This window comes from Neorhizobium sp. P12A (assembly GCF_008365395.1).
Classification (GTDB): domain Bacteria; phylum Pseudomonadota; class Alphaproteobacteria; order Rhizobiales; family Rhizobiaceae; genus Rhizobium.
This window is the reverse complement of record NZ_QOVX01000025.1, coordinates 23,761-46,752: the sequence shown is the minus strand read 5'-3', so window position 1 is coordinate 46,752 and position 22,992 is coordinate 23,761. Positions and strand designations below refer to the sequence as shown.

The window sequence follows — 22,992 nt, the reverse complement described above, 5'->3', positions numbered from 1 at the left end:
TTACTGCGAAGGTTCCTTTCTCAATTTATTTATCTGGGTGACCTCGGCGATGATGGATTTGAGTTTCCGCACGCTATGTGGCCAGATCCAATTTGCCAGAACGGCCCCGCGCGGACTAAACGTCGGGAGCCGTCCCAGCATGTACCTAATGCCCTCGTGAAATTCTTCGGCCGTAGCCATACGGCCGGTATTCGATCTGATATACTGCAACCCGCACCGAAGCCGGCTATTCGCCAGTACGGGTATTCCTGCCAGCATATATTCTGTAAGGATCGCTGGCGCCCCGTCATCGACGCCGCAAACCACACCGATACGAGCTTGGTTCATAAGTCGGTTCACCTCGTCAAGCGGCACGCCGGGCGGGTCGATGAAGTCGACATTGATGCCGAATTCATCGACTTGGTGACGCAACGCTGGCATCATTTCCCCATAGCCACACACACAGAGGGTGCGTAGCGAAGGCAGTTGTCTGAGGGCGCGAAATAAGATGTCGTGACGCTTGTAGGGTTGTGCAGCCGCCACGTAGATCACGTCGTAGACCTTCGGCAGGTCCAGCGGTCTGAAGGTAATCTCGGAGGCGAATTCGGGCCCGATTGGCATAATCGCCGTGCGCGTGTCTGGGTGGCAGCGGTGAACCTCCACCGACTGCCATTCAGACCCTGTCAGAATGAGGTCGAAATGGCGGCTGACATTGGGAGGGATCCGCAACGCGGGTGCGTCGATCGAGTTATAAATCTTAAAACTGTCGCGACACGCCAGCAATATCTCTTCACGTACGCCTAGACCCCATACACAAAGGATCGAAGGCGCTCCGAAGGCCGCGATGTGCCCCATCATGTCATTGGACGCAAACGGGGGCTCAGGGCCATTCATCTGGAAGGAGCGGCGGGTCAGAAGAGAATCGCCGCCCGCTCGGTAGACCGGCGGCGTGGCTCCGCGCTGATGTGTCCAAATCTCCGCACAGTCGGCGAGGTCTCCTTTTAGCACCGCAAGCGGCAGCCGCTCAACGTATCCTCCAGCGACTTCGACGTCTTGTCTGAGACGGGAAGCTTGAGGGGGGGGGCCACGATTCCCGGCGAGCCATTGTTTCCGAAACCATGTCACAGAATTTTGCTCGTTGTCCCGCCAATCGCCATCTTGGAAATCGCTTATGATTACAATGCGACGGGTTGATTTCGTGTCTTTTGACAAAGGGGTGCAGCCATCTCACCGTATAATCGGAATGCCTGAACCGTCCAATCGGTGATATGTTCCTTTGCAACACCGCTAAAAGCCGTTTACCCTCTAAAGGACGCCTTGGTTGTCCGGGCGGGTCGGTTGCGCTGTGGGATGCAGAGGACCAAGGCGCCTAGCCCGATCAGAAAATTGCCGCGGCGTCGCCACCCGTGCCGACCGCGCGTTGTCGACGCGAGCTTCCGGCCCTGCCCGTGTATTGAGTTGTCCTCTCGGGTGTCCCGTAGCGATCGTGTTCGTTCGCCATCACAGCTACACATTGTGGAAGAACCCGCCGAGCTCGATGCCACAAAAGGGCCGCTGGGCTTGGAAAACGGTGCTAGACAGGGCAACTCTCGTCATCTAAAAACCATCGAAATTGCCATTGCTATTGCGGAGATGACACCCGCTCCGGCCAAGCCACCGGTGATGACCTCGGCTCCCCTGCGCATCTCGCCAAGACGGATCTCTTGATTTGTGCCTATCAGGGCAACCAAGCCCGCGCCCATCCAGCATGTGAGGGTCAGCGTTCCGAAAAGCATCGCATACAGTGTTGCATCCATTGGACAATCGTTTCAAGGTGAACCTTAGACGTCGGCGATGGTTCCGAAGGCATGTAATGTAGGTGGAGTTTCGTGCCGAGGGGTACCGATACTTGAAGCCGATGCCTCACAAGTCCAACCCCAAGCAACGAACCATTGTCCAAGGCAGCTTCCAGCGCCACAGGCAAACGGGATCACCCGCGGCTAGTTTGGTTCGCCGGCTTGGAAGGTGTATCTACTGCACTGAAGGCAGGAAATAACGACCTAGCCATTCGTCCCACGTGTGGCCTCTATCAGGGCCTGAGACAACTGATCTTGACTGAAGGGTTTCGACAGTCTCACCGCGCCGGAAACGCTTTCCGTGCCATTCGGTAGTTCTGCGTAGCCCGTTGCAAGAATGACCGGAAGACCTGGAAACCGGCTGCGGATTTCCTGATAAAGCCGTGCGCCGGTCATTTGGGGCATGGCTTGGTCGGTCACGATGACATTCGGCAAGGGCCCTTTTTCGAGGACCGAAAGAGCTTCCTGGCCAGACGACGCCTGCAGCGTCTCCATCCCGAGATCTTCGAGCAGAAGAACCGTATTCATCAGAACGAGGGGATCGTCGTCTACTACCAGCACCGCCATCGACTGAGGCGGCGCTGTTGTCGCCGGGGCGGCGTCCTTCAGTGTCTCTTCTGCCGCTTCCCGAGCGACTGGAAGCCAGAGTTCGGCGCTTGTCCCCGCTCCTAGCGTTGACCTCAAGACGAGCTTGCCACCCGACTGCGCCATGAGGCCGTGCACCATCGACAGGCCGAGACCGGTGCCCTTCCCAACGCCCTTGGTCGTGAAGAACGGGGTCATGGCGTTCGCAAGCGTCTGCGCATCCATGCCCTCGCCCTCGTCGCGGACGATAAGTCGGACGTAATCTCCAGCGGGAAGTTCACTTTCCTGCCCTTCGGACATCGTTTCCAATTTGGCGGTGATGACGATCTCGCCTCCAGCCGGCATGGCATCGCGCGCGTTTACGACCAGATTGAGGAGTGCGCTCTCAAGCTGGTTGGCGTCGGTTCGCGCTCGCGCAAGTCCTAGCGGAAACTGGGTTTGAATTACGATCTGCGGCCCGATTGTCCGTTGAATCAGTTCTTCCATCCCGCGAACAAGATCCACAATGTCCACCGGACGGAGCAGAAGTTCCTGCTGGCGCGAGAAGGCGAGCAACCGCTGCGTCAGGGCGGCGCCACGCTGCGCGCCCTGGATGGCGTTATCAATAAGATTGGCCACGTCCGGATTGACGGCTCTCTTCCTCGCGATCTCGAGGCTTCCCATGATAGCCGTCAGGAGATTGTTGAAGTCGTGGGCCAGACCTCCCGTGAGTTGCCCGACGGCCTCCATTTTCTGGGCCTGGAAGATCGCCTCCTGAGCGGCGCGCTTCTCACTTATGTCGCGCGTGATCTTTGCAAACCCAATGAGGCTCCCCTGGGCGTCGCGGATCGGGTCGATGATCACGTTCGCCCAGAAACGGGTGCCGTCCTTCCGAAGGCGCCATCCTTCACGCTCGAAACGGCCTTCCTGCTCTGCTGTCTGAAGTGCCCGGGAGGGAAGCCCCTCGGCCCGGTCGTCTTCGGTGTAGAAGGTCGAGAAGTGCCGGCCGACGATCTCCTCCTCGCTGTACCCTTTGAGACGCTTCGCGCCGGGGTTCCAGCTCGTGATCGTGCCCTGTGGATCAAGCATGTATATCGCATAATCCGTAATGGCTTCGATCAGGAGCCGGTACCGCTGCTCCACATTGGTATTTTCGTCGTACATGATTTCCTGTATCGCCGGCCAATGGCTTCGGAAACTTGCTGCCGCGACGTGACAACACTTAATGCAGTTTTCCTGGTCTGCAACCTTCTTGAACGCGTGTGTCATTCGGACGTCAGGTTTGTCGCAGAGAAGAAGCTGAAGAAGGCTGTCAAAAGCAAGGCCCGGATCAATCGACAAGACGCGGTTGCGAAGAAACTATGCGGAATTTTGTCATGTTCGGGGCGCCACCGACAACCGTTAACCAAGTCAGATTTTCGGGAACAATGGGACCAACGGCAAGTTAGAGAACGCATGCTTCCAGAAGCAGAGCCAGGCGCGTGTCTCCGCGTGTTCCTCCGGATCGTCTGGCTCACCACTCATTGCTCGCCGACTTCCCGCGAGCCGAGCCAGACGGCGAGAAGGCGTCATAGCCGCCTGGCTCGCCTATGCCCCTCAAGAGCGATCGCCTTGGAACATCTCGGGCCGCGGGGTAACTACAGTGAGATTGGTGCGCCTTCGCGCCGGCGACGCCCGGCCTACCGCTGATCATCCCCGTAGGATGCACGGGGCCGTCGGTGAGACACCATATGGCCACCCGATCAGGCCCGAACGATCGAATGCGGTCAAGTGCAGCCCAGAGCTTATCCATGACAGGACCAACGACGGAGGACGAGACCATGATTTCCACAGGAACGCCGCCTGTCAGCGGCAGCGACGACGCACGGTGCACGGATACGAAGCAGTCGCGCGAGGATCGCGATCGGGCCCTGAAAAAGGCGCAGGAGCATTTTCGAAGCGCGCTTGACGGCGGCGAGATGGAGACACAGAGCCACAGGCTCGCGCAGGAATACCTACGTCTTGGCGGTCATCGGCGCTCCAAGATCGACGACAACATTACGACCGTCCGCCACTGGGAAGATGATCCGCCGGAAGCCGAACAGTTCTGGAAAGAACAGATTGAAACGCTTCCCACGGGCGACAGGAAGCAAGTGGAGATTTTCCTCCCAACGATCAATTCGCCGTAACCTCGCGTCGGTTGTTTGCGCGAGAGACCCACATGGTGCTGGGCGGGACCTAGACATTGCAAGGGTATACCCTTTTCCGCTTCGATGTTTTTGTCAGACCAGGGAATGCGGTGGTGCTGCAGTCCATCGCGCAGCCGGCCAATGGGCGGCGTCCACCAGCGCCATCAGATCTTCGGGACGACCATAGCTGCTGTCCGGTGCATAGGGCAGAACGCCGTCGCGCGCGTCCGTCAGGGCAGGCGCGTCGGCGTGGCTGTGATACTGGTCTCGGCGATCTTCAGCGGCGCTCGGCAGAAGCCGACTTAAATTGGAACAACTTGTGAGACCGTTGGTTAGCCATTCCAACACAACCCACAGGAGATGACATGTTTAAGAAAATCGCAGTGGTAGCGATCATTTCGCTAGGAATGGCGACCGCGGCCTTGGCTCAGCAGTCCGGTACGACCGGCGGGTCTACGAGTGGAAACGGAACCGGAGCAACGGGCACCAACAATAATTCTGGCGGCGCCAAGTCAATGCAAAATGGCTCCGTTGGCGGCGTCGACACCGACACAACAGGCAGCACGACCAACGGTAACAACGCAGGGCCAAACGCCCATGGCAAATCGCAGGATTGCAACTCCACGGCAACCGGAAAGACCACGAAAAACGGCACTGCGGCCGCAAACCCTGCTGCAGCTGCAAGTTGCCCGTAATTCAAACAAGAGGTGGCAGAGCTTTCCGCTGCCTCTTCCTTGGTGCTCCGATGCATAGCTCCGATCAACCCTATACCGATACAATCGATGTCGAACGCAACTCGCATGTAAGATATTTCGCAGACGTCCACGGCCTCGCGCTGAACACCGCACTTGATCTCATTCGAGCCTGCAGCGGCAACAGACAAACTGCCGACGAGGCCGCCATAGCGCTTAAATCCCACTTTACGCAATCGATATCCGGCGAAGTGATCACTCGGTGGCGTTTATGACAATTACCACCGCAAACACCTTGTCCCCGTTAAAGCGTCCTTTCCCATTTCGACCCGGCCTACTGAAAGCGGTTCTCCGAAAGGCGCCGAATGGGGAGCTTTTCAGGAACACCGGCGTCATGACCATCGCGCTCAAGGCGGCGTCGTTTCGCCTCGCGACGCCATCATCGTCGAATTGCCCGCCCCGCCGTTGCTTCCGTTGTACGTCGTCGCCTCGACTAATGGGTCTCTCCTTCGTTCATGTCCGCTGGATCGTAGTTGATGTCCCAGTCCTTGGCGGGCTTCTTGCCTGGCGGCGTCTTATGTTCCGTCGAATCTTCCGATCCGGTGATGACGGTCGGCTTGGCACTGGCCACGCCAGTTGCCTTTCGATCACCGACCGACTTGGCGTACTGGCCGTTCGCATCCTTTTCGACGTCCGTCATCTCATTCGCCCTTCTGCTTGAGGCCGTCGGAAATTTTCTTGACCTCTGGGTCGGCGTTTGTCTCGCCATTGGCATCTTCAGCCCGGTCTGGATCGTCTTTTGCGGGCATGTATCCCGGCGGCGTGTTTTCTTGAGGCCCTTCCCAACGGGGAGATTGGTCGGTGGTGCCTGGTGCACCGTCTTTCGGCTTGCTCATTCCCATAATGCATTCTCCTTCTGCGAGGCTAACTATCGTCGCGAATGGATGTTCCGTTCTGGCAGCCACGTCGGACCTTCGATCGGGTCCGACAGCAGCGGGCGGAAACCGACGAAAATTTTCCCCTGGTTGAGCAGGCGCTCCGATCGACGGGGGAAGGCCGCCACTCGGACCGGGTCACGACAGTCGCGATGCTCTGGGCGCGCTTCGCGGGGATGTGGATCGCATCGCAGGTACGGCGACGGATGTCGCGTCGGGTGCGACGTCTGTGGCCAAATCGGAGGTCCGCACTTTTGTGAAGAGCGTCGAGGACAAGATCCGCGAGAGGCCGATCTTGGCAGGAATGATGGTCGTAGATGGCGACGAGCGACGCTACTTTTTCCGGCTCCGGAAAGTCGAACCCTCGAACCCGGAGGTCAGTGTTTGACGATCGGATGGCATTCCTTGACGCGGGACGGCGGCAGTTATTGCTCGCACTTTAGACCGCAAGCCGAGGTCGAAAGAAAGTGTTCGAGAGAGGTTTGACACGAAAGGTGCCGGCGGGAAGAGGCCGGAGAATTTCATTTTCCGGCGCAAGCCCGTCTAGCCAATACATCCGCCGATCGCGCGTCAGCACTGCCATCTGCCGGTCGTGGTAGGCAGAAATATCGGCATTGGCTTCGATCGTCAGGATGGCATAGGCTTCCGGCCATAGGTCCGTCGCGGGTCGCCAAATTCCTGCGAAGTAAAACCAGTCGTCGCTCGCCAGCGAAAAGCTGAAATTTTTCCCGCCACTTCGGTGGCGAAACTCGGATGCCGGCACGAGGCAACGGTGGGTCGGAAATGTCCTTCCTTCTGAGCGCACCACGTTGACGGCACGAGGACCGCCATCGAGCGGGCGCAATCCCCAAGGCAGTTCCACCATCTCCACATCGCCTTCGTGTCGCCTTACGATGACACGGCGCTCGTCGAGCGGCCCGTCGGACTGGAAAACCTTTGCGTTCATCATATGTAGAACATAGCAAGAACTAAGCTTCACAACAAGAACTGTGAGAAACGCATGTGCAATGATTACCGGCTGATGGTGGACGTGGCATCGATCGTCGAGGACTTTGCCCATCTCAAGATCAAGATCCGTTTTGGCGAGGGTGCGCCCAATCTTGCGGCGCGCGAAGACATCAAGATCACCGATATGGGTCCTATCGTTCGCGCGAACAACAACGGTCCCGCGGATGCGGAGCTTGTTCAACGTCGATGGAGTTGGCCCCAGAACAAGCGGCCGGTCTATAACTTCCGTTCCGACGGCCGCGAGTTCAACTCCAACCGCTGCCTGATCATTGCCGACGGCTTCTACGAGTTCACCGATCCGACGGATTCGAAGAAGAAGCGCAAGGACAAATGGCTGTTCACCAAAAGGGACGAACCGATCTTTTGCATCGCCGGCATCTGGCGCGAGACCCCGGACGTCGGAGAAGCCTTCACGATGCTGACGATGGAACCGGGACCTGACATCGCACCCTATCATGATCGACAGATCGTCATCCTTGAACGCGACAGCTGGGCGGACTGGCTCGACCCATCTGTCTCGGCGAAGTCATTGATCAGGCCACTTCCCGCCGGCACGCTGAATGTCGAGCAGGTTGGCTGACGGTACCTGCGCTGCCTCGGAGATTGCTCGGGAACAAAATATGCGCTGGACGCTTCTCCGTTGCGAGGTCGCGTGCCGTGTCAACCGGACGTGACAGAGATGACGAACGCAAGGATTTTTCCGGTTTCTCCTTGCGGCCAACGAAACGGCAGTCGAGCGTCCCACCTGTCCGGCCCGCGCCTCAGCTCTGTCGTCGTTCGACGCGGAAGGCGGATATGTACCGGGGACTGCCATGACCAGCGACAAACTCTCGACCTACAAGCAAAAGCGCGACTTCCAGAAAACACAGGAGCCGAGCGGCCAGGCGAGGCTGAAGGCATCGAACCGCCGCCGCTTCGTCATCCAGAAGCATGACGCAACGCGCTTGCATTACGATCTCCGGCTTGAGCTTGACGGGGTGTTCAAATCTTGGGCGGTGACCAAGGGACCGTCGCTCGATCCGCACGACAAGCGTCTTGCCGTCGAGGTTGAGGATCATCCGCTCGACTACGGCGACTTCGAAGGCACGATCCCGAAAGGCCAGTATGGTGGCGGTACGGTCATGCTCTGGGATCGCGGCTACTGGGAGCCGGAAGGCAACAAGAGCCCTGAGCAGGCACTGGCCAAAGGCGATTTCAAGTTTACCCTGGAGGGCGAGCGGCTGCATGGCAGCTTCGTGCTCGTCCGAATGCGCAACGACCGTGACGGCGGCAAGCGCACCAACTGGCTGCTGATCAAGCATCACGACGACTTTTCCGTCGAAGAGAATGGCGCTGCAGTCCTTGAGGACAACGCAACCTCCGTTGCGTCCGGCCGGACGATGGAAGTGATCGCCGCCGGCAAGGGCAAGAAGCCGAAAGCGTTTATGATTGAAAGTGGCGAGGTCCAGGCGGACGCTGTCTGGGACAGCAACCACGGCTTAGCCGCTGACGAACGCAAAGCCGAAACCAAAACCAAAAAGAAGCCGGCATCGACCAAGGCTGCTAAGTCTTCAATGCCCGACTTCATCGCGCCACAACTTTGCGAAACGCGCGAACGCCCGCCTTCCGCCGATGGCTGGATCCATGAGATCAAGTTCGACGGCTATCGCATGCAGATGCGCATCGAAAACAGCGAGGTCACGCTCAAAACGCGCAAGGGCCTCGATTGGACGGCCAAATATCCGGCCATCGCAGCCTCGGCCGCAAGTTTGCCCGACGCGATCATCGACGGCGAGATATGCGCTCTCGACGAGCACGGCGCGCCGGACTTCGCCGCGCTGCAGGCGGCGCTGTCGGAGGGCAAGACCGACGCTCTGGTGTATTTCGCGTTCGACCTCCTGTTCGAGGGCGACGAGGATCTTCGGCAACTGCCGCTAACCGAGCGCAAGGAACGATTGCAGACGCTGCTTGATAAGGCTGGCGAGGATCCACGCCTGCGGTTTGTCGAGCATTTCGAAACTGGCGGCGACGCCGTTCTGAAGTCGGCCTGCAAGCTGTCTCTCGAAGGTATCGTTTCGAAGCAGGCCGACGCCCCCTATCTATCCGGGCGTACCGAGACCTGGGCGAAATCCAAATGCCGAGCTGGCCATGAAGTTGTCATCGGCGCTTATGCCAAGACCAACGGCAAGTTCCGCTCTCTTCTGGTAGGGGTCAACCGAGGCGACCACTTCGTCTATGTCGGCCGCGTCGGCACGGGTTATGGCGCAAAGGTGGTAGATACGATTTTGCCAAAGCTTCGCGAACTGGAAACCAGCAAGTCACCGTTCACGGGCATCGGCGCGCCGAAGAAGGATCCCGATGTTGTCTGGCTCAAGCCCGAGCTCGTCGCCGAGATCCAGTTCGCCGGCTGGACGGCCGATGGTCTCGTGCGTCAGGCGGCGTTCAAAGGCTTGCGCGAGGACAAGCCGGCAGGGGAAGTCGTCGCCGAGAAGCCCGCCTCGCCTGTAGAAGCTGACGTCCCTGATCCCGAGGTCGAGGCCGCACAGCCAGCGCCGACCAAGTCTTTCCGGAAGGGCGGAAAGGCAAATGTCATGGGCGTGCTGATCTCCAATCCGGAGAAGCCGCTTTGGCCGGATGCCGGCGACGGGAAAGCCGTCACCAAGCTCGACCTTGCGCATTATCACGAGGCGGTCGGCTCATGGTTGATCGAGCATATCAAAGGGCGCCCATGCTCGATCATTCGCACGCCCGATGGGATTGGCGGCGAGCAGTTCTTCCAGCGTCACGCGATGCCGGGCACGTCGAACCTGCTGGAACTCGTCTCTGTGTTCGGCGACAAGAAGCCTTATCTCCAGGTGGACCGGATTGAGGGCCTAGTCGCCATTGCGCAGATTGGCGGTGTCGAACTTCATCCGTGGAATTGCGAGCCCGGGCAGCCGGAGGTTCCAGGCCGGCTGGTCTTCGATCTCGATCCTGGCCCGGACGTTCCCTTCTCCACCGTTATCGAAGCCGCGCGTGAAATCCGCGACCGTCTCGACGAACTCGGCCTCGTCAGCTTCTGCAAGACCACCGGCGGCAAAGGGCTGCATGTGGTGACGCCTCTGGCCGTTGCGAAAGGCAAAAAAATCACTTGGGATGCAGCCAAGGGATTCGCGCATGATGTCTGCCTGCAGATGGCCCGCGACAGTCCCGATCTCTACCTTATCAAGATTGCGAAAAACCAGCGCAACGGCCGCATCTTTCTCGACTACCTGCGCAACGACCGCATGGCGACAGCGGTGGCACCCCTCTCGCCGCGGGCGCGGCCGGGGGCAATGGTATCGATGCCACTCACCTGGACCCAGGTCAAAGCCGGTCTCGATCCAATGCGCTTTACGGTACGAACCGTGCCTGGGCTACTCGCGAAGACCACCGCCTGGCAGGACTACTGCGACGGCCAACGCTCGCTCGAACAGGCGATCAGGCGTCTGGCCAAGTCCATGAAGGCGGCGGCCTGAACGCGCCGGCGATCAGATACCGTAGCGCCGATCGAGTTCGTTGAGAGCAGCCTGCACTTCATCGATTGAAACCGGCTCGGTCATTCCGGGCAGTTGACGAGGACGGGGATTCAATTCCACAGCGTAAAAGGCCGATGCCCAGGCCGCCAGGATCGCCCGCTTGTCGTCAACTGAAAGCGTAGGTGCTCTCACTAACTCGATCGGCGGCGGAGCTGCATGCCCTGAAGAAGGACCGTTGGTCCCATCGCCATCGCGCTGCTGGCCGCCTGCTGCAACATATCGTGCATCATCGATCCTCATCTCACGTGCGGATCCCGGTCACGCCGCAGGCGTGACGCAGCGACTACGTTGGTTTCCGGCACCAGCAGGTCGTGTTTTTCGGCAAAGGCGGCAAACAGGCCGCGAGCTGTCTCCGCTTCGATCTCACCGCGCAACGCGGCACTGCAAGCCTTGAGCGCGACCGAGTGCGAGGTGTCTCGAAGGGATTGCGGCCATTCGACGAGATGTCGGTACGCGTCCATCAAGCCGCGAACCTCTGCCGGAAAGCCAAGGCCGACAAGAATGGAAACAGGCTGTTTGAACATATCGGGTTTCATCGCTCTCTCCTTCCCAACCCAAAATGTTGTGGGCGCCGTCGCCACGGCGCCCTTGTTCTGCGGACAATGCGGCTAGGCTGCCTTCTGCGCTTCGATCTGCGCCGGAGCAGCAGGCGTCAAAGCTGGAGCGCTCTGGATCGAGACCTTACGCGGTTTCAATGCCTCTGGGATCTCGCGAACGAGATCGATGGACAAGAGACCATTGCTAAGGTCGGCCCCGTTCACTCGGACATGATCGGCAAGCTCGAACCGGTGTTCGAACGGCCGGCCGGCAATGCCACGATGCAGGTAACCTTCATTGGCGTTCTCCTGCTTCTTGCCGGTGACAGTCAGCAGATTGGACTGAAAGGTGATGTCGAGATCGTCCTGGGCGAAGCCTGCCACAGCAATCGAGATCCGATAGCTGTCATCACCGACCTTGACGATGTCATAGGGCGGCCAGTCGCTGATCGAGCGGGCGCGCTGGGCGTTTTCGAGAAGATTGAATACCCGGTCGAATCCGACGCTCGAACGGTAGAGCGGTGCATAGTCGTAAGATGTTGCCATAGCCATATCCTCCTTGAAGCAACATGGGTGCGGAAGCGCCGAAAGACGACGACTCCAGCAAGGCCAGCCCTTTCATCAGCGGCTGGCAGCAATCGATTTGGTTTCTGAAATTTTCGGATTCAAGAGCGTGGCCAGAAAAAATTCTAGCCTTTTTTGCCGTTGCCGAATCCAGTTAATCTAGCTGGTAAACCGCAGCATTGTCCTGGATTTCGCGAAGCCCCTTGTAGGAGGCATGACGAAGGTTTCCGTCGTCCGTCCAGCCGCGAAACTTGATCTCAGCGATCAGCGTCGGCTGGGCAAATACGTAGTTCTTGCCCTTGAGCGGAACGACGGGGGTTTTAGTCTTCAGGGTGTCGAGCGTCTTCTTCAAATAGGTAGCATCCTTTTCCTTGAAGCCCGTGCCGACGGCGCCGACGTAGATCCAGTCGTTCCCGCGGCGAGCTGCAAGAAGCAGGGAGCCAATGCCGCCGCGGGCGACGATCAACTGCTCGTAGCCGACGACCATGAAACTCTCGCTCTGCACGCACTTGATCTTCAGCCAGTCGCCGGTCCTGCCGGAGCGATACGGGCGGTCGCGATGCTTGGCGATAATGCCTTCCAGTCCAAGCGACCGGGCGTTTTCGAGAAGCTCTGCGCCGTCTCCCTGCATCTCCACGGAAAGTTGGATCGCCCCAACCGCACCGTCGAGCAGATCCGTCAATAGATGCCGCCGCACCGAGAGTTCGGTTTTCGTCAGATCGTGACCGTCGAAGTATAAGAGATCGAAGGCGAACAGGATCGATTCCGTCGAGGCACGTTTGCCGCCGCGTCCGCCCAACGAGCGCTGCAACGCTCCGAAGTCCGAGCGGCCTTGCGCACTGAGCACCACCGCTTCGCCATCGAGGATCGCGGTTCCGACCCCGAGCTCTTTGGCGGCCGCCGCAATCGCGGGAAACCGATGTGTCCAGTCATGGCCGCCACGGGTGATGATCCGCACGCCTGATGGTTCGATATGAATGGCGAGCCGATAGCCGTCCCATTTGATTTCGTAAGCCCAGTCGGCTCCTGTCGGCGGAACGCTCTTCAGCAGCGCCAGGCACGGCTCGACCCGGTCTGGCATTGGATCGAAGGGAAGGTTCGGCTGTGCCGGATCGCGCTTACGTCTCGGCTGGGATTTCGCGGTAAAGCCTTCGTCCTGCAAAAGCGTCTTGGCGGGTCTTTTCATTTGCCGGTCCGGGTTTCAGCCGCCACAGACTTCTTCAGCGCATCCATGATGTTGATGACGTTGTTCGGGGCGGGTGACGAGGCAGGCGCTTTGGCCTTGGCGCCTGATGGATTCTTGAGCGCTTTCTTCTTGTCCACGATGATATCGAGAAGCCGGTCCTGCACCGGATCGATCACCATCTTGGGATTCCAGTGCTGGGTCTGCTTTTTGATCAGTTGCTGCACCAGGGGCATCATGTCGCTATCCGCCGTCTCATCGCCTATACCGGCGAAATAGGTGTCTTCGTCACGGACTTCGTCCCGGTAGCGCAAGGTCCAAAGGACGATACCCTTGCCACGTGGCTCGAGCATGACGGCGCGCTCGCGGCGGGTGATAACCAGCCGGGAGATGCCGACCATGTCCTGGGATTCCATCGCATCGCGAATGACCGAAAAGGCCTCCTGGCCAACCGGGTCGTTCGGCGACAAATAGTAGGGTGTATCGAGCCAGATCCACTCGATGCTGTCTCTTGGTGTGAAGGTCGAGATATCGATCGTCTTGGTGCTGTCGAGCGCGACGTTTTCGAGCTCCTCGTCTTCGAGCATGACATAGTCGTTTTCGCCACGCTGGTAGCCCTTGACCTCGTCGTCGTCTTTCACCTCCTTGCCGGTGACGGAATCCACATAGTGGCTGACCACGCGGTTCTGGGTCTCGCGGTTGAGGGTATGAAAGCGGACCTTCTCGTTTTCGGACGTCGCCGGCATCATCTGCACCGGGCAGGTGACCAGCGACAGCTTGAGATAGCCTTTCCAGTAGGGGCGCAGTGCCATCGTATCCTCCGATCAACCGGCGCGGCGGGTTGGCGCAACGGCCTGTTTCGCCTTGGCTGCGGCGGCAGGTTTTGCCGCCTTCTGCCTGGGAGCACCCTTGTTAACGTTGGCAGCTGTCGGCTTCGATCCCGTCTTGGCGATGCCGGCGCTCTCGCGCAGGGCCTGGAGCAGATCGCTCTGTTTGGAAACCGCCGGCGCCTTCTTCTTTGGAAGCGACCGACCCTCGATCTTGGCCTTCACCAATTCGGCGACGGCCGCCTCATAGCGGTCATCGAAGGTACTCGCGTCAAAGCTGCCCTTCTTGGTGCCGATGATATGCTCGGCAAGCTCCAGCATTTCGCCTTCGATCTTGAGGTTGGGCACTTCCTCGAAGGCCTCCTGAGAGGAGCGGACTTCGTAGTCGAAGTTCAGCGTGGTGGCGATCAAGCCCCTACCGTGCGGCCGGATCAACACCGTGCGCATACGGCGGAAGAGAACTGTGCGCGCGATCGCGGCGACCTTGGCTTTTTTCATGCCGTCACGCAGCAGGACGAAGGCATCGGTGCCCATCTTGTCCGGCGCAAGGTAATAAGGTTTGTCGAAATATACCCCATCGATTTCGTTACACGGGATGAAGGCGTCGATCTTGAGGGTCTTGTCGCTGTCCGGTACGGCGGCCGCCACCTCGTCGGGTTCGAGGATGATGTACTGGCCGTTTTCGATCTCGTAGCCTTTGACCTGATCGTCGCGCTCGACGGGATCGCCCGTTTCGCTGTCGACGAACTCGCGCTTGACGCGGTTTCCAGTCTTGCGATTGAGCGTATTGAAGGCAATGCGCTCGGATGATGAAGCTGCGGTGTAGAGGGCCACCGGACAGGCGACCTCTCCGAACGTGATGAAACCCTTCCAATTCGCACGCGGGGCAACCATGACGCAGACTCCTGACACAACCAATGCGACTCAAGCGAATCGGCATGTAATTGTTCCGAGTCGAAACGAATCAATTTTCAATGACTTAGCGTTCGCCCCTGCCCGTTTTGCGAGTCATCCCTAGGCGCCCTGATTCACATGCATCTTTTGGAAGCGACGCTCGTTTAGCCATGCAGCACCCAAAAGGACTCCTGCCATGGGCAAGCGCGAACTGATCGATACTGGTACCGACAAACGTTACGTCGCGGCGATTTGTTCGGACACGTGGCAGGGCTCTCCTCCGCGAAACGTCGATTGCATGTCGATTCGAATGCGATGCACCACGAGGCATGACGAGTCAGGCGGCCGAACCGGCCGGAGAGGGTACGTCGCCAAGGGACAAGACGACCGGGTCCGGCTTCGTCTCCGAGGCGCCTTCGCCCCCTTCTTCCCTTTCGTGGTTCCAGTCAACCTGCGAGGGATTGCGGTCCTCGGCGAAAGTCGTGAGCTGGACCATCACGGCCTTCGCGCGATTGATTGCGGCGTCGCCCTGGACTCCGCCTGCCGCCATCTTGACGGAGACAAGCTCACCGCCCTCTCCCTGAAATTCGACCGTGACCATCCCGTCGTTCGCGTCGTTAACATGTATGTCTATGAGCTGCATTGAAGCCTCCATTGTCATAACCTTCCAAGCATCTCTGAACCGATAAGTTCCCGTTCGGCAGCCGACCGGAACAAAAGCCGTTCAGCATTGTTTCCTCGGTCTCTGCAACCGGGGGGCTACGCCGCTTTCCGGCCAGGGAACAACGGCCATTTGGCCAGCCACTCCAGGAGGACATGATGGCAACCGGTTCAAATTCCACAAAAACGCTCGACGACCTTTTCCTTGATACCCTCAAGGACATCTACTTCGCCGAAAAGCAGATCCTGAAGGCTCTGCCGAAGATGGCGCGCGCCGCCCAGTCGGAAGAAGGCAAGGCAGGCTTCCTGCAGCACCGCGACGAGACCCAAGGCCAGATCGAACGCCTGGAACAGGTCTTCAAGATTCTCGGCAAGCCGGCTCGTGGCAAGACGTGCGAAGCCATCCAGGGGATTCTCTCCGAAGGCGAGGAAATCATGGAGGAGTTCAAGGGCTCGTCCGCGCTCGACGCCGGTCTCATCTCCTCGGCACAGGCCGTCGAGCACTATGAGATCGCCCGCTACGGCACTCTAATCGCGTGGGCCAACCAGCTCGGACTAACCGATGCCGTCCTGCTGCTGCAGGCGACCCTCGACGAGGAGAAGGCGACCGACGCCAAGCTAACCCAGCTTGCGGATGCTCAGGCGAACGCCAAGGGCAAGGGCGCGAAGGCCGCCTGACCGCTCGGCAAAGAGCTTGACCAACCGCGGCACGGACGTCGAAGGCGCACGTGCCGCTTTTGCATTTGAGAGGAGATTTCAGACATGATGAGCGGACCATTGAAAGCCCTGCTGGGCGTGCTCGCCGTCGCCGGCTATCAGAACCGGGACAAGATCGGCGAACTTCTTCGCGGCCTCCAGAACCCGCAGCGGGACGGTGCCCCTGCCCCTCAGGGCAATGCCAGCGGCCAGCAGCCGGGGGGGCTCGGTGGCATCTTCGGCGGCCCTGGCGGTTTCGGCGATTTGCTGGGCGGCCTCTCGACCGGCGGCATCCTCAGCGGCGGGCTCGGCGACCTGCTGAAGACCTTCCAGCAGAATGGACATGCGGAGAAGGCCGAGTCCTGGGTGAAGACCGGACCGAATACCGAGATCGGCGGCGGCGAGCTCTCAGAGGCCCTCGGCTCCGACGTCCTTAACGAACTGGCGGCGAAGACGGGATTGTCCCACCAGGAGATCGTTGACCGTTTGAGCCGCGATCTGCCGAAAGCAGTGGATGACCTTACGCCGGAGGGCAGGATCCCGAACCCCGAAGACGAAGTCCTGAACTCCGCGGGCAGCGCCACGGGCGCAGGTCCGTCCTCGACGATCGTCTAACCGGATGCCGGGAGAGAAGCGTGTGGCAAAGCCCGCCCGAAAACCCGCACTTCCGGAAGGCGTCGAAGACCATGGCGCCTTCCAGAGGAAGTTCTGGGCTGTTCAGCGCGCGGCATGGGTCGGGTTCTCGCTGATCTTGCTCGCGTGTCTGCTAGGGCTGCTCGGCCGCGGCGGAATGTTCTCCACGAAGATCGTCGAATCCTCGGGAGGATCGATCGAGATGCCGGCGATTTCACGTTGGAACGCGCCCGACGAGATGAGAGTGCGCCTTAAGGCCAGCGACAAGGACCAGACGGTATTCGTCGATCCGCGTTTTCTTGAAGCGTTCTCTATCGATGGCATTGATCCGCCTCAGAAGGCCACGGTCCGACGCGATGGACGCATAGGATACGTTTTCGGTTCGGACCCTGCCGCTCCAGCGAAAATCGTGTTCCGTCTTCAGACGCAGCAGCCCGGTCTTCGCTCATTCCTCCTCGGCATCGAAGACGACGTCGCCGAGCATTCGACTTTCATCCTGCCCTAGGAGACATCATGGACGCCGTCGTTCGCGGGCTCGCAATCTATTTCGTGCTCCTCTTCATTATCCGATTATCCGGTCGACGGACACTCGCTCAGATGACCCCCTTCGATCTGGTGATCGTGCTCGTTATTTCCGAGACGACGCAGCAGGCGATGCTCGGCGACGATTTCTCGATCACCAATGCCGTGCTGCTGATCCTGACCCTCTTTGCGACGGACATTGGGCTGTCCTACCTGAAGCGGTGGTGGCCACGCGTCGGTCATGTGATGGACGGGGTGCCGACCATTCTGGTCATCGATGGCATGTTCGACAGCAACGCAATGCGTGGATGCCGCTTGGATAGGGAGGACGTAATGGAAGCAGCCCGCGGCCAGGAAGGGATAGAGTCGGTGAAGGAGATTAAATTCGCCATTCTTGAGGTCAGCGGTGCAATAAGCATCATCAAGAAGCCTGATCTTACAAAGTCTTAGACATGTGCTTCATCGCTTTCCGCGATTAAGTCACTGTGAAGCTGGTAACCGCTTTCGCAAGGTCGACTGGATTCTGCTCGGCCACATGATGGCCGCTGTCGATCTCGTATCCGATCACGTCGCTCGCCCAACTCCTCCAGATTGCGACCGGGTCGCCATAAATCTGTTCAAGATCATTCGAAGCGACCACAGGCAGAGCATCGGACACTTAATCTTCCGGCCGGCGTCGCGATCCACCTTGTCATAAAGGTGGTCGATGCGAACCCCCCGCGCGGTAGTCCTCGATTATGCCGTGGACGATCTCCGGGCGATGAATCCCCTCAAAGATATCCGCATAGGCTTCTTTGCCCATGAGGTCCGGCGAAAGCTTGTCGTACCATCCTTCCGGGTCGGCCGAGATCAGGCGTTCGGATTTGTAAGACTGGGCAAAGAAAAACCAATGATACCAGTCTCGTGCACACTTCCAGTCGGCTCGTTCCAGGTGTTCAAGGACTGGGAGGCTATCGTCGAGGATCAGCTTCCTCACAGCCTCCGGATATTCCATCGCCGTACGAAATGCCGTCAGGCTCCCGCAGTCGTGGCCGACGAGGAAGACTCGTCATGCCCCAATCGGCTCATCAATTCCACCAATGCCGCTGCCTTGGCCTATTTAGACGAGTGGCGACTGTCGGGTTAGGTACATAGGATTGTCCGAAACCGGGGTGATCCGGGCAGACGACCGTAAACGAAGGAGAAAGCATTATGGGCCACCCTACCCCAGGTCATATGCGTGCGCGGATGGCTGTGAAGCAAAAGGATGGGCGGACCATCGCCGCCGATGCGAAGCCGCATGTCACCAGCTTCGACATGTTTCGTTCGCGGTTCGAAGACCCTGAACGCCAAGTTGCTGTCCTGATTGGAATCGTAGGCGGCCACGTTTCGCCGCCCACGGGGTTGAAGTGACGCCCTAGCCGTTGGGCCGGATGACGACCTTTACGCAACCGTCTTCCTTGTCTCGGAATTTTTTGTAGGCAGCGGGACCTTCGTCCAGGCCAATGCGATGGGTGACCAGGAATGAGGGGTCGATCTTGCCTTCCATAATTAGCTTCATTAGCGGTTCGAGATAGCGCTGCACGTGCGTCTGCCCGGTCTTCAACGTTAGACCCTTGCCCACGAAAGCTCCCAGGGGCGCGGGGACCGCCGGTCCGACGAAGACGCCCGGAAGCGAGACGGTTCCACCCGGACGGCAGGCAAGGATCGCCTGGCTCAAGGCGTAGGGCCGTTCCGTCGAGGTGAGCTTCGTCTGCATGGTTTCCATCATGCCGCCGGCCCCATGGCTTTCCATCCCGACAGCCTCGATGACAGCATCGGGACCGTTCCCGCCGGTCATCTCGACGATTTTCTTCTGCAGGTCCTCGTCGGTGTAGTCGAGTGTCTCCGCCCCCGCCGCGCGGGCCAGTGCAATACGTTCCGGAACGGTATCAATGGCGATGACACGTTCGGCCCCAAGAAGGAACGCGGACTTGATCGCAAACAGGCCCACCGGGCCGCAGCCGAAGACCGCGATGGTCTGGCCCTGTTGGATGTCGCAATTCTCCGCGGCCATATAGCCGGTTGGGAAGATGTCGCTCAGGAACAGCACCTGCTCGTCGCTCAGAGCGTCCGGAACTTTGATCGGCCCGACGTCGGCGAAGGGTACGCGGAGATACTGAGCCTGACCGCCCGGAAAGCGACCGTACATATCCGAGTACCCAAACAGTCCGGCTGTCGGATAGCCGATTTGCTCGGCCTGTTTCGCGCCCGAAGGATTCGAGCGCTGGCACAAGGAGAACAGGCTGCGCTTGCACATCGAGCATTCGCCGCAGGAGATGGTGAACGGAACGACGATGCGGTCACCGATCTTGAGCTTCGAGTTGCCACGGCCCACTTCGACGACCTCGCCCATGGTTTCATGGCCCATGACGTCGCCCGCATGCATGCCGGGTACGAAGCCGCCATAGAGATGCAGGTCGGAGCCGCAGATCGCGCAGCTCGTCACTTTGATGATCGCGTCTCGGTCATCCTGGATAATCGGGTCGTCCACCTCTTCACAGCGAATGTCCCCGCTTCCGTGCCAGGTCAAAGCTTTCATGTCATTCTCCTTTGCGGTGCTGTTCCAAGTCGGTTCGCTGAGTGAAGTTTATGGCGAGCCACATCACGGGCTCGTGTCGGGGTCCGTCAGAGCGAAACTCTCAAAGCGCGCCGTTGTTGCGAAGTTTTCGATCCTCCTGCCGGCGCGCGCGCGTCTAGGGACGAGCATTTAGGTGTTTATTCGATGCAGGCGTTCTCGTAGAGGCGAGGGCCGTCGAACGTTTTGCATTGTCTTGGGCACGACATCCGTCGACCCGTTCGGCATGAAGAAGCTTTGCAGGCGACTCTGCGTGGGCCGGTGATCGATATCCCACTGACCTTGAGTGGCCGCAGACACCTACCTCCCCTGCCTGGAGATCCGATGACTTGGGCGAGGTGGATCTTCAATGCAGAGACCTGCCGACCTTGCCTTACGCACACATAGCGGTTGCAGATGCTACGACATTGATGCCGTCCCAAAGGCGCGGACAGGTCTCATTTCGCGAAAGATCGGCGCCCCGACTTAGGGCGCTTTCTCTTAAGGCTGGTTAGCCCTTGGCCGCGGACTAGGGCTACTAGACAACATCAAACGGCCGCAATGCTGGGATATACATCATACTGCGATGCCGCGCCGAGGCGGCGATACCATTGGCTAACGAGCCTGCAATGGTCGCGGTCAATCATTCCCGAAATCACGATGTTACGGAGCAAGCCTTATGACGGCTTGAATTGTTCTTTTGAATTCACCACACAGAAATCCCCGCCCTTCCACCAGAAGGCCTGCACGGGCCAGCACTGATCCGAGTTCGCAGAGCCTAACGAGGCGATATGAGCAGTACATCCTTCTGGCGCGGGAAACAGCCCAAGCTGGCGACCGGATCGAGGCGGAAAACCTCTATCAACACGCCGAACACTTTTATCGCACGGCGGCCCTTCAGAAAGCCGGCCAGCAACAATGAACGCAAGAGCGACGTGCCCCACTCCTGAAAGCTCGGATGAAAAAGCCTGGCTGAAGATTCTCGCGAACTATCGCACCCCGCATGGAGGCCGCAGCGTGTTCGAGCTGGCGGTCACGGTCGTCCCTTTCGCCGCCTTCTGGACACTGACCTGGTTGGCGATCCATTCCGGATTCTGGTGGGGGTTGGTCCTGATTATCCCGGCTGCCGGGTTCCTGCTGCGCCTGTTCATGATCCAGCACGATTGCGGCCACGGCTCCTTCTTCGCCCGACGGCGCTTCGATGATTGGACGGGCCGTGTTCTCGGCGTCCTGACCCTGACCCCTTATGACTATTGGCGCAGGGCGCACGCCGCACACCACGCCACAGCCGGCAATCTCGATGAGCGCGGCGTCGGTGACATCACCACTCTCACCGTGACGGAATATTACGGTCGGTCCCGGTGGGGACGGATTGGATATCGCCTATATCGGCATCCGCTGGTGATGTTTGGAATAGGCCCGGCCTGGCTTTTCCTGTTTCAGCAACGCCTGCCGATGGGCATGATGCGCGACGGCGTCCTTCCTTGGATGTCGACGATGGCCACCAACGTCGCGGTCGTGGCGATCGCAGCACTGCTGATCTGGGCGATCGGCCCCGTCTCCTTTCTCGTCGTTCATCTGCCGATCGTCCTTCTGGCGGGGTCTATCGGCGTCTGGCTTTTCTACGTGCAGCATCAATTCGAGGAGACGCACTGGTCGAAAGAGCCGGAATGGCAGTTTCCAAAGGCCGCCTTGCACGGTGCCTCGCACTATGTTCTGCCGCCTCCTTTGCGCTGGTTGACTGGCAATATCGGCATCCACCACGTGCACCACCTCTCTAGCAAGGTTCCCTACTATCGCCTGCCGGAGGTCCTTCGAAACCACCCGCAACTCGGCGAAATCGGCAGGATAACGCTCTGGCAGAGCCTGCAATGCGTGAAGCTGGTTCTTTGGGACGAAGGAAGCCGGAGGTTGATTTCGTTTCGCGAGGCGGCCAGTATCGCATCGCCCGTCAAGCGAGTTCCCTGAGACCTTTCTGACATTTATCAGAGCGACCTCACGAATGGATTTGTGCAGCGCAGCATTCGTACCCATTTACGATCCTCGTGCCCATGACGGGCACAGGAGACAGATGTTTACGCACCACACGAATTCACGCCAACTGAGCGAGCTGAAAAACTTTGGTTCGAACCCCGGCTCGCTGAAATGCTGGCTTTATTTGCCGACCATCCTTGCTCCCAAAACGCCGCTTGTCGTCGTCCTGCATGGATGCACGCAGAATGCAGCAATCTACGACCACGGATCGGGTTGGTCGAAGTTGGCGGAAGAGAAGGGATTTGCGATCCTCTATCCGGAGCAGCAGCGCGCCAATAACGCCAATCTTTGTTTCAACTGGTTCGAGCCGGGCGACATCCAGCGCGATGCGGGTGAAGCTCTTTCAATCCGGGAGATGATCGAGCACGTGGTCGAGTCGCACGGGATCGATCCCGGACGGGTCTTCATCACCGAACTGTCGGCCGGAGGGGCCATGGCGAACGTCATGCTAGCGACCTATCCCGAATTGTTCGCGGGCGGCGCGATAATCGGTGGGCTTCCTTATGGAACCGCTTCAGGCGTGGGGCAGGCTTTCGAACGGATGCGCGGCCAGAACGCCCCGATGGTCAGCCAGCTGCAGGCGGCCCCTAAGACCGCAGCGTCCGGCTGGGGTCCTTGGCCAAGCATCTCCGTCTGGCACGGGACGCATGACGAGACAGTCAAGCCAATCAATGCCAAACAAATTGCCCTTCAGTGGGTCGGCTCCCATCAGATCTCCGACGCACCGGACGTCATCGCGACCATCAATGGCCACAGTCGTAAAATCTGGCTCGATGAAAGCGGCAAAGAAGTCATCGAGGTCAATCTCATCAAAGGCATGGGGCATGGTGTTCCCCTGTCGTTTACAGCCAAAGCTCCCTTGGGCACCTCCGGACAATTCATGCTGGAGGCAGGAATTTCTTCGACCGCACGTATCGCCAGGTCCTGGGGCCTGGCCGACGAGGCCGATGTCGCCATAGCCGAAGGCGTATTCGAGCCTGGCGCGGAGCGCAGCTCGGCACCGTCAGGAATTGAGGCTGTTATCACCAAGGCAATGGCATATGCAAAACCAGACTTCGTCCGCAACGTCGAAGGTCGAGACGATCGAGGCGTTAGCAAGGTTATCAACGATGCGCTGCGCGCGGCCGGGCTGATGCGGTAACTCGACCGGC

Annotated in this window: 26 protein-coding genes and 1 pseudogene; 11 read left to right on the top strand and 16 right to left on the bottom strand. The window is 59.2% G+C overall.

Annotated features, from left to right (window positions below; genetic code table 11):
* The 3 genes from DTW90_RS32960 to DTW90_RS32950 form a co-directional block, all read right to left on the bottom strand.
* The gene (locus DTW90_RS32960; protein WP_149343951.1) at window positions 1–1,191 is read right to left on the bottom strand and encodes a glycosyltransferase; all 1,191 of its coding nucleotides are present in this window, start codon (window positions 1,189–1,191) and stop codon (window positions 1–3) included.
* A gap of 380 nt (window positions 1,192–1,571) precedes the next feature.
* The gene (locus tag DTW90_RS32955; RefSeq protein WP_149343949.1) at window positions 1,572–1,775 is read right to left on the bottom strand and encodes a hypothetical protein; all 204 of its coding nucleotides are present in this window, start codon (window positions 1,773–1,775) and stop codon (window positions 1,572–1,574) included.
* Between the two features lie 243 nt (window positions 1,776–2,018).
* The gene (locus DTW90_RS32950; RefSeq protein WP_246665145.1) at window positions 2,019–3,542 is read right to left on the bottom strand and encodes a PAS domain-containing sensor histidine kinase; all 1,524 of its coding nucleotides are present in this window, start codon (window positions 3,540–3,542) and stop codon (window positions 2,019–2,021) included.
* 626 nt (window positions 3,543–4,168) lie between these two features.
* Here DTW90_RS32950 and DTW90_RS32945 point away from each other — a divergent pair.
* Entirely contained in the window at window positions 4,169–4,546 is a 378-nt protein-coding gene (locus DTW90_RS32945; protein WP_246665144.1) for a hypothetical protein, read from the top strand.
* Window positions 4,547–4,639: 93 nt separating this feature from the next.
* Here DTW90_RS32945 and DTW90_RS32940 read toward each other — a convergent pair whose 3' ends face one another.
* Window positions 4,640–4,891: a hypothetical protein gene (locus tag DTW90_RS32940; RefSeq protein ID WP_149343945.1), complete on the bottom strand. Its 252-nt coding sequence runs from the start codon at window positions 4,889–4,891 to the stop codon at window positions 4,640–4,642.
* A 20-nt stretch (window positions 4,892–4,911) separates the two neighbouring features.
* On the opposite strand from DTW90_RS32940, the gene DTW90_RS32935 reads away from it, so the two are divergent.
* Window positions 4,912–5,241, top strand: coding sequence for a hypothetical protein (locus tag DTW90_RS32935; RefSeq protein WP_149343943.1), 330 nt, complete (start codon window positions 4,912–4,914; stop codon window positions 5,239–5,241).
* A gap of 490 nt (window positions 5,242–5,731) precedes the next feature.
* Here the strand turns inward: DTW90_RS32935 and DTW90_RS32925 are convergent, their stop codons facing one another.
* The 3 genes from DTW90_RS32925 to DTW90_RS32915 form a co-directional block, all read right to left on the bottom strand.
* Window positions 5,732–5,938 (bottom strand): hypothetical protein, encoded by a 207-nt coding sequence (locus DTW90_RS32925; protein WP_149343941.1) that lies wholly within the window; start codon window positions 5,936–5,938, stop codon window positions 5,732–5,734.
* A gap of 1 nt (window position 5,939) precedes the next feature.
* Window positions 5,940–6,140, bottom strand: a complete 201-nt coding sequence (locus tag DTW90_RS32920; RefSeq protein WP_149343940.1) for a hypothetical protein — start codon at window positions 6,138–6,140, stop codon at window positions 5,940–5,942.
* Between the two features lie 472 nt (window positions 6,141–6,612).
* Window positions 6,613–7,122: an SOS response-associated peptidase gene (locus tag DTW90_RS32915; RefSeq protein ID WP_188080130.1), complete on the bottom strand. Its 510-nt coding sequence runs from the start codon at window positions 7,120–7,122 to the stop codon at window positions 6,613–6,615.
* Window positions 7,123–7,173: 51 nt separating this feature from the next.
* On the opposite strand from DTW90_RS32915, the gene DTW90_RS32910 reads away from it, so the two are divergent.
* Both DTW90_RS32910 and ligD (DTW90_RS32905) read left to right on the top strand, forming a co-directional pair.
* On the top strand, window positions 7,174–7,761 hold the full coding sequence (locus tag DTW90_RS32910; RefSeq protein ID WP_149343938.1) for an SOS response-associated peptidase: 588 nt from the start codon (window positions 7,174–7,176) through the stop codon (window positions 7,759–7,761).
* Between the two features lie 232 nt (window positions 7,762–7,993).
* On the top strand, window positions 7,994–10,657 hold the full coding sequence (gene ligD, locus DTW90_RS32905; RefSeq protein ID WP_149343936.1) for a DNA ligase D: 2,664 nt from the start codon (window positions 7,994–7,996) through the stop codon (window positions 10,655–10,657).
* Window positions 10,658–10,669: 12 nt separating this feature from the next.
* Here the strand turns inward: ligD (DTW90_RS32905) and DTW90_RS32900 are convergent, their stop codons facing one another.
* From DTW90_RS32900 to DTW90_RS32870, 7 genes are all read right to left on the bottom strand, one after another.
* Window positions 10,670–10,957 (bottom strand): hypothetical protein, encoded by a 288-nt coding sequence (locus DTW90_RS32900; protein ID WP_348642678.1) that lies wholly within the window; start codon window positions 10,955–10,957, stop codon window positions 10,670–10,672.
* A complete protein-coding gene (locus DTW90_RS32895) occupies window positions 10,954–11,253 on the bottom strand; it encodes a DUF982 domain-containing protein (protein ID WP_149343934.1) in 300 nt (99 codons plus the stop codon). The genes DTW90_RS32900 and DTW90_RS32895 overlap by 4 nt, the downstream gene beginning before the upstream one ends.
* 72 nt (window positions 11,254–11,325) lie before the next feature.
* Window positions 11,326–11,799 (bottom strand): Hsp20 family protein, encoded by a 474-nt coding sequence (locus DTW90_RS32890; protein WP_149343932.1) that lies wholly within the window; start codon window positions 11,797–11,799, stop codon window positions 11,326–11,328.
* Window positions 11,800–11,971: 172 nt separating this feature from the next.
* Window positions 11,972–13,003, bottom strand: coding sequence for a non-homologous end-joining DNA ligase (ligD, locus tag DTW90_RS32885; RefSeq protein ID WP_149343930.1), 1,032 nt, complete (start codon window positions 13,001–13,003; stop codon window positions 11,972–11,974).
* Window positions 13,000–13,812 (bottom strand): Ku protein, encoded by an 813-nt coding sequence (locus tag DTW90_RS32880; RefSeq protein WP_149343929.1) that lies wholly within the window; start codon window positions 13,810–13,812, stop codon window positions 13,000–13,002. Before DTW90_RS32880 ends, ligD (DTW90_RS32885) begins: the two co-directional genes overlap by 4 nt.
* Window positions 13,813–13,824: 12 nt before the next feature.
* A complete protein-coding gene (locus DTW90_RS32875) occupies window positions 13,825–14,721 on the bottom strand; it encodes a Ku protein (protein ID WP_149343927.1) in 897 nt (298 codons plus the stop codon).
* Between the two features lie 337 nt (window positions 14,722–15,058).
* Window positions 15,059–15,364, bottom strand: a complete 306-nt coding sequence (locus DTW90_RS32870; protein WP_149343925.1) for a hypothetical protein — start codon at window positions 15,362–15,364, stop codon at window positions 15,059–15,061.
* Between the two features lie 176 nt (window positions 15,365–15,540).
* Here DTW90_RS32870 and DTW90_RS32865 point away from each other — a divergent pair, with 176 nt between their 5' ends.
* The 4 genes from DTW90_RS32865 to DTW90_RS32850 all read left to right on the top strand — a co-directional run bounded on the left by DTW90_RS32865 (window position 15,541) and on the right by DTW90_RS32850 (window position 17,682).
* A complete protein-coding gene (locus tag DTW90_RS32865; RefSeq protein WP_149343923.1) occupies window positions 15,541–16,059 on the top strand; it encodes a ferritin-like domain-containing protein in 519 nt (172 codons plus the stop codon).
* An 84-nt stretch (window positions 16,060–16,143) separates the two neighbouring features.
* Window positions 16,144–16,692 (top strand): YidB family protein, encoded by a 549-nt coding sequence (locus DTW90_RS32860; protein ID WP_149343921.1) that lies wholly within the window; start codon window positions 16,144–16,146, stop codon window positions 16,690–16,692.
* A 22-nt stretch (window positions 16,693–16,714) separates the two neighbouring features.
* Window positions 16,715–17,215, top strand: a complete 501-nt coding sequence (locus tag DTW90_RS32855) for a hypothetical protein (protein ID WP_149343919.1) — start codon at window positions 16,715–16,717, stop codon at window positions 17,213–17,215.
* Window positions 17,216–17,223: 8 nt separating this feature from the next.
* A complete protein-coding gene (locus tag DTW90_RS32850) occupies window positions 17,224–17,682 on the top strand; it encodes a YetF domain-containing protein (protein ID WP_149343917.1) in 459 nt (152 codons plus the stop codon).
* Between the two features lie 25 nt (window positions 17,683–17,707).
* On the opposite strand, the pseudogene DTW90_RS32845 reads toward DTW90_RS32850, so the two are convergent.
* Together DTW90_RS32845 and DTW90_RS32840 are read right to left on the bottom strand one after the other, a co-directional pair.
* Window positions 17,708–18,513: pseudogene (locus DTW90_RS32845) on the bottom strand (alpha/beta hydrolase).
* Window positions 18,514–18,628: 115 nt separating this feature from the next.
* On the bottom strand, window positions 18,629–19,792 hold the full coding sequence (locus tag DTW90_RS32840; RefSeq protein ID WP_149343915.1) for a zinc-dependent alcohol dehydrogenase: 1,164 nt from the start codon (window positions 19,790–19,792) through the stop codon (window positions 18,629–18,631).
* A 715-nt stretch (window positions 19,793–20,507) separates the two neighbouring features.
* Between DTW90_RS32840 and DTW90_RS32835 the strand changes: the two genes are divergently transcribed.
* From DTW90_RS32835 to DTW90_RS32825, 3 genes are all read left to right on the top strand, one after another.
* The gene (locus DTW90_RS32835; protein WP_210251448.1) at window positions 20,508–20,729 is read left to right on the top strand and encodes a DUF4167 domain-containing protein; all 222 of its coding nucleotides are present in this window, start codon (window positions 20,508–20,510) and stop codon (window positions 20,727–20,729) included.
* Window positions 20,726–21,775, top strand: coding sequence for a fatty acid desaturase (locus DTW90_RS32830; RefSeq protein WP_149343913.1), 1,050 nt, complete (start codon window positions 20,726–20,728; stop codon window positions 21,773–21,775). Before DTW90_RS32835 ends, DTW90_RS32830 begins: the two co-directional genes overlap by 4 nt.
* A gap of 103 nt (window positions 21,776–21,878) precedes the next feature.
* The gene (locus tag DTW90_RS32825) at window positions 21,879–22,982 is read left to right on the top strand and encodes a PHB depolymerase family esterase (RefSeq protein ID WP_149343911.1); all 1,104 of its coding nucleotides are present in this window, start codon (window positions 21,879–21,881) and stop codon (window positions 22,980–22,982) included.
* Window positions 22,983–22,992: the final 10 nt, after the last annotated feature.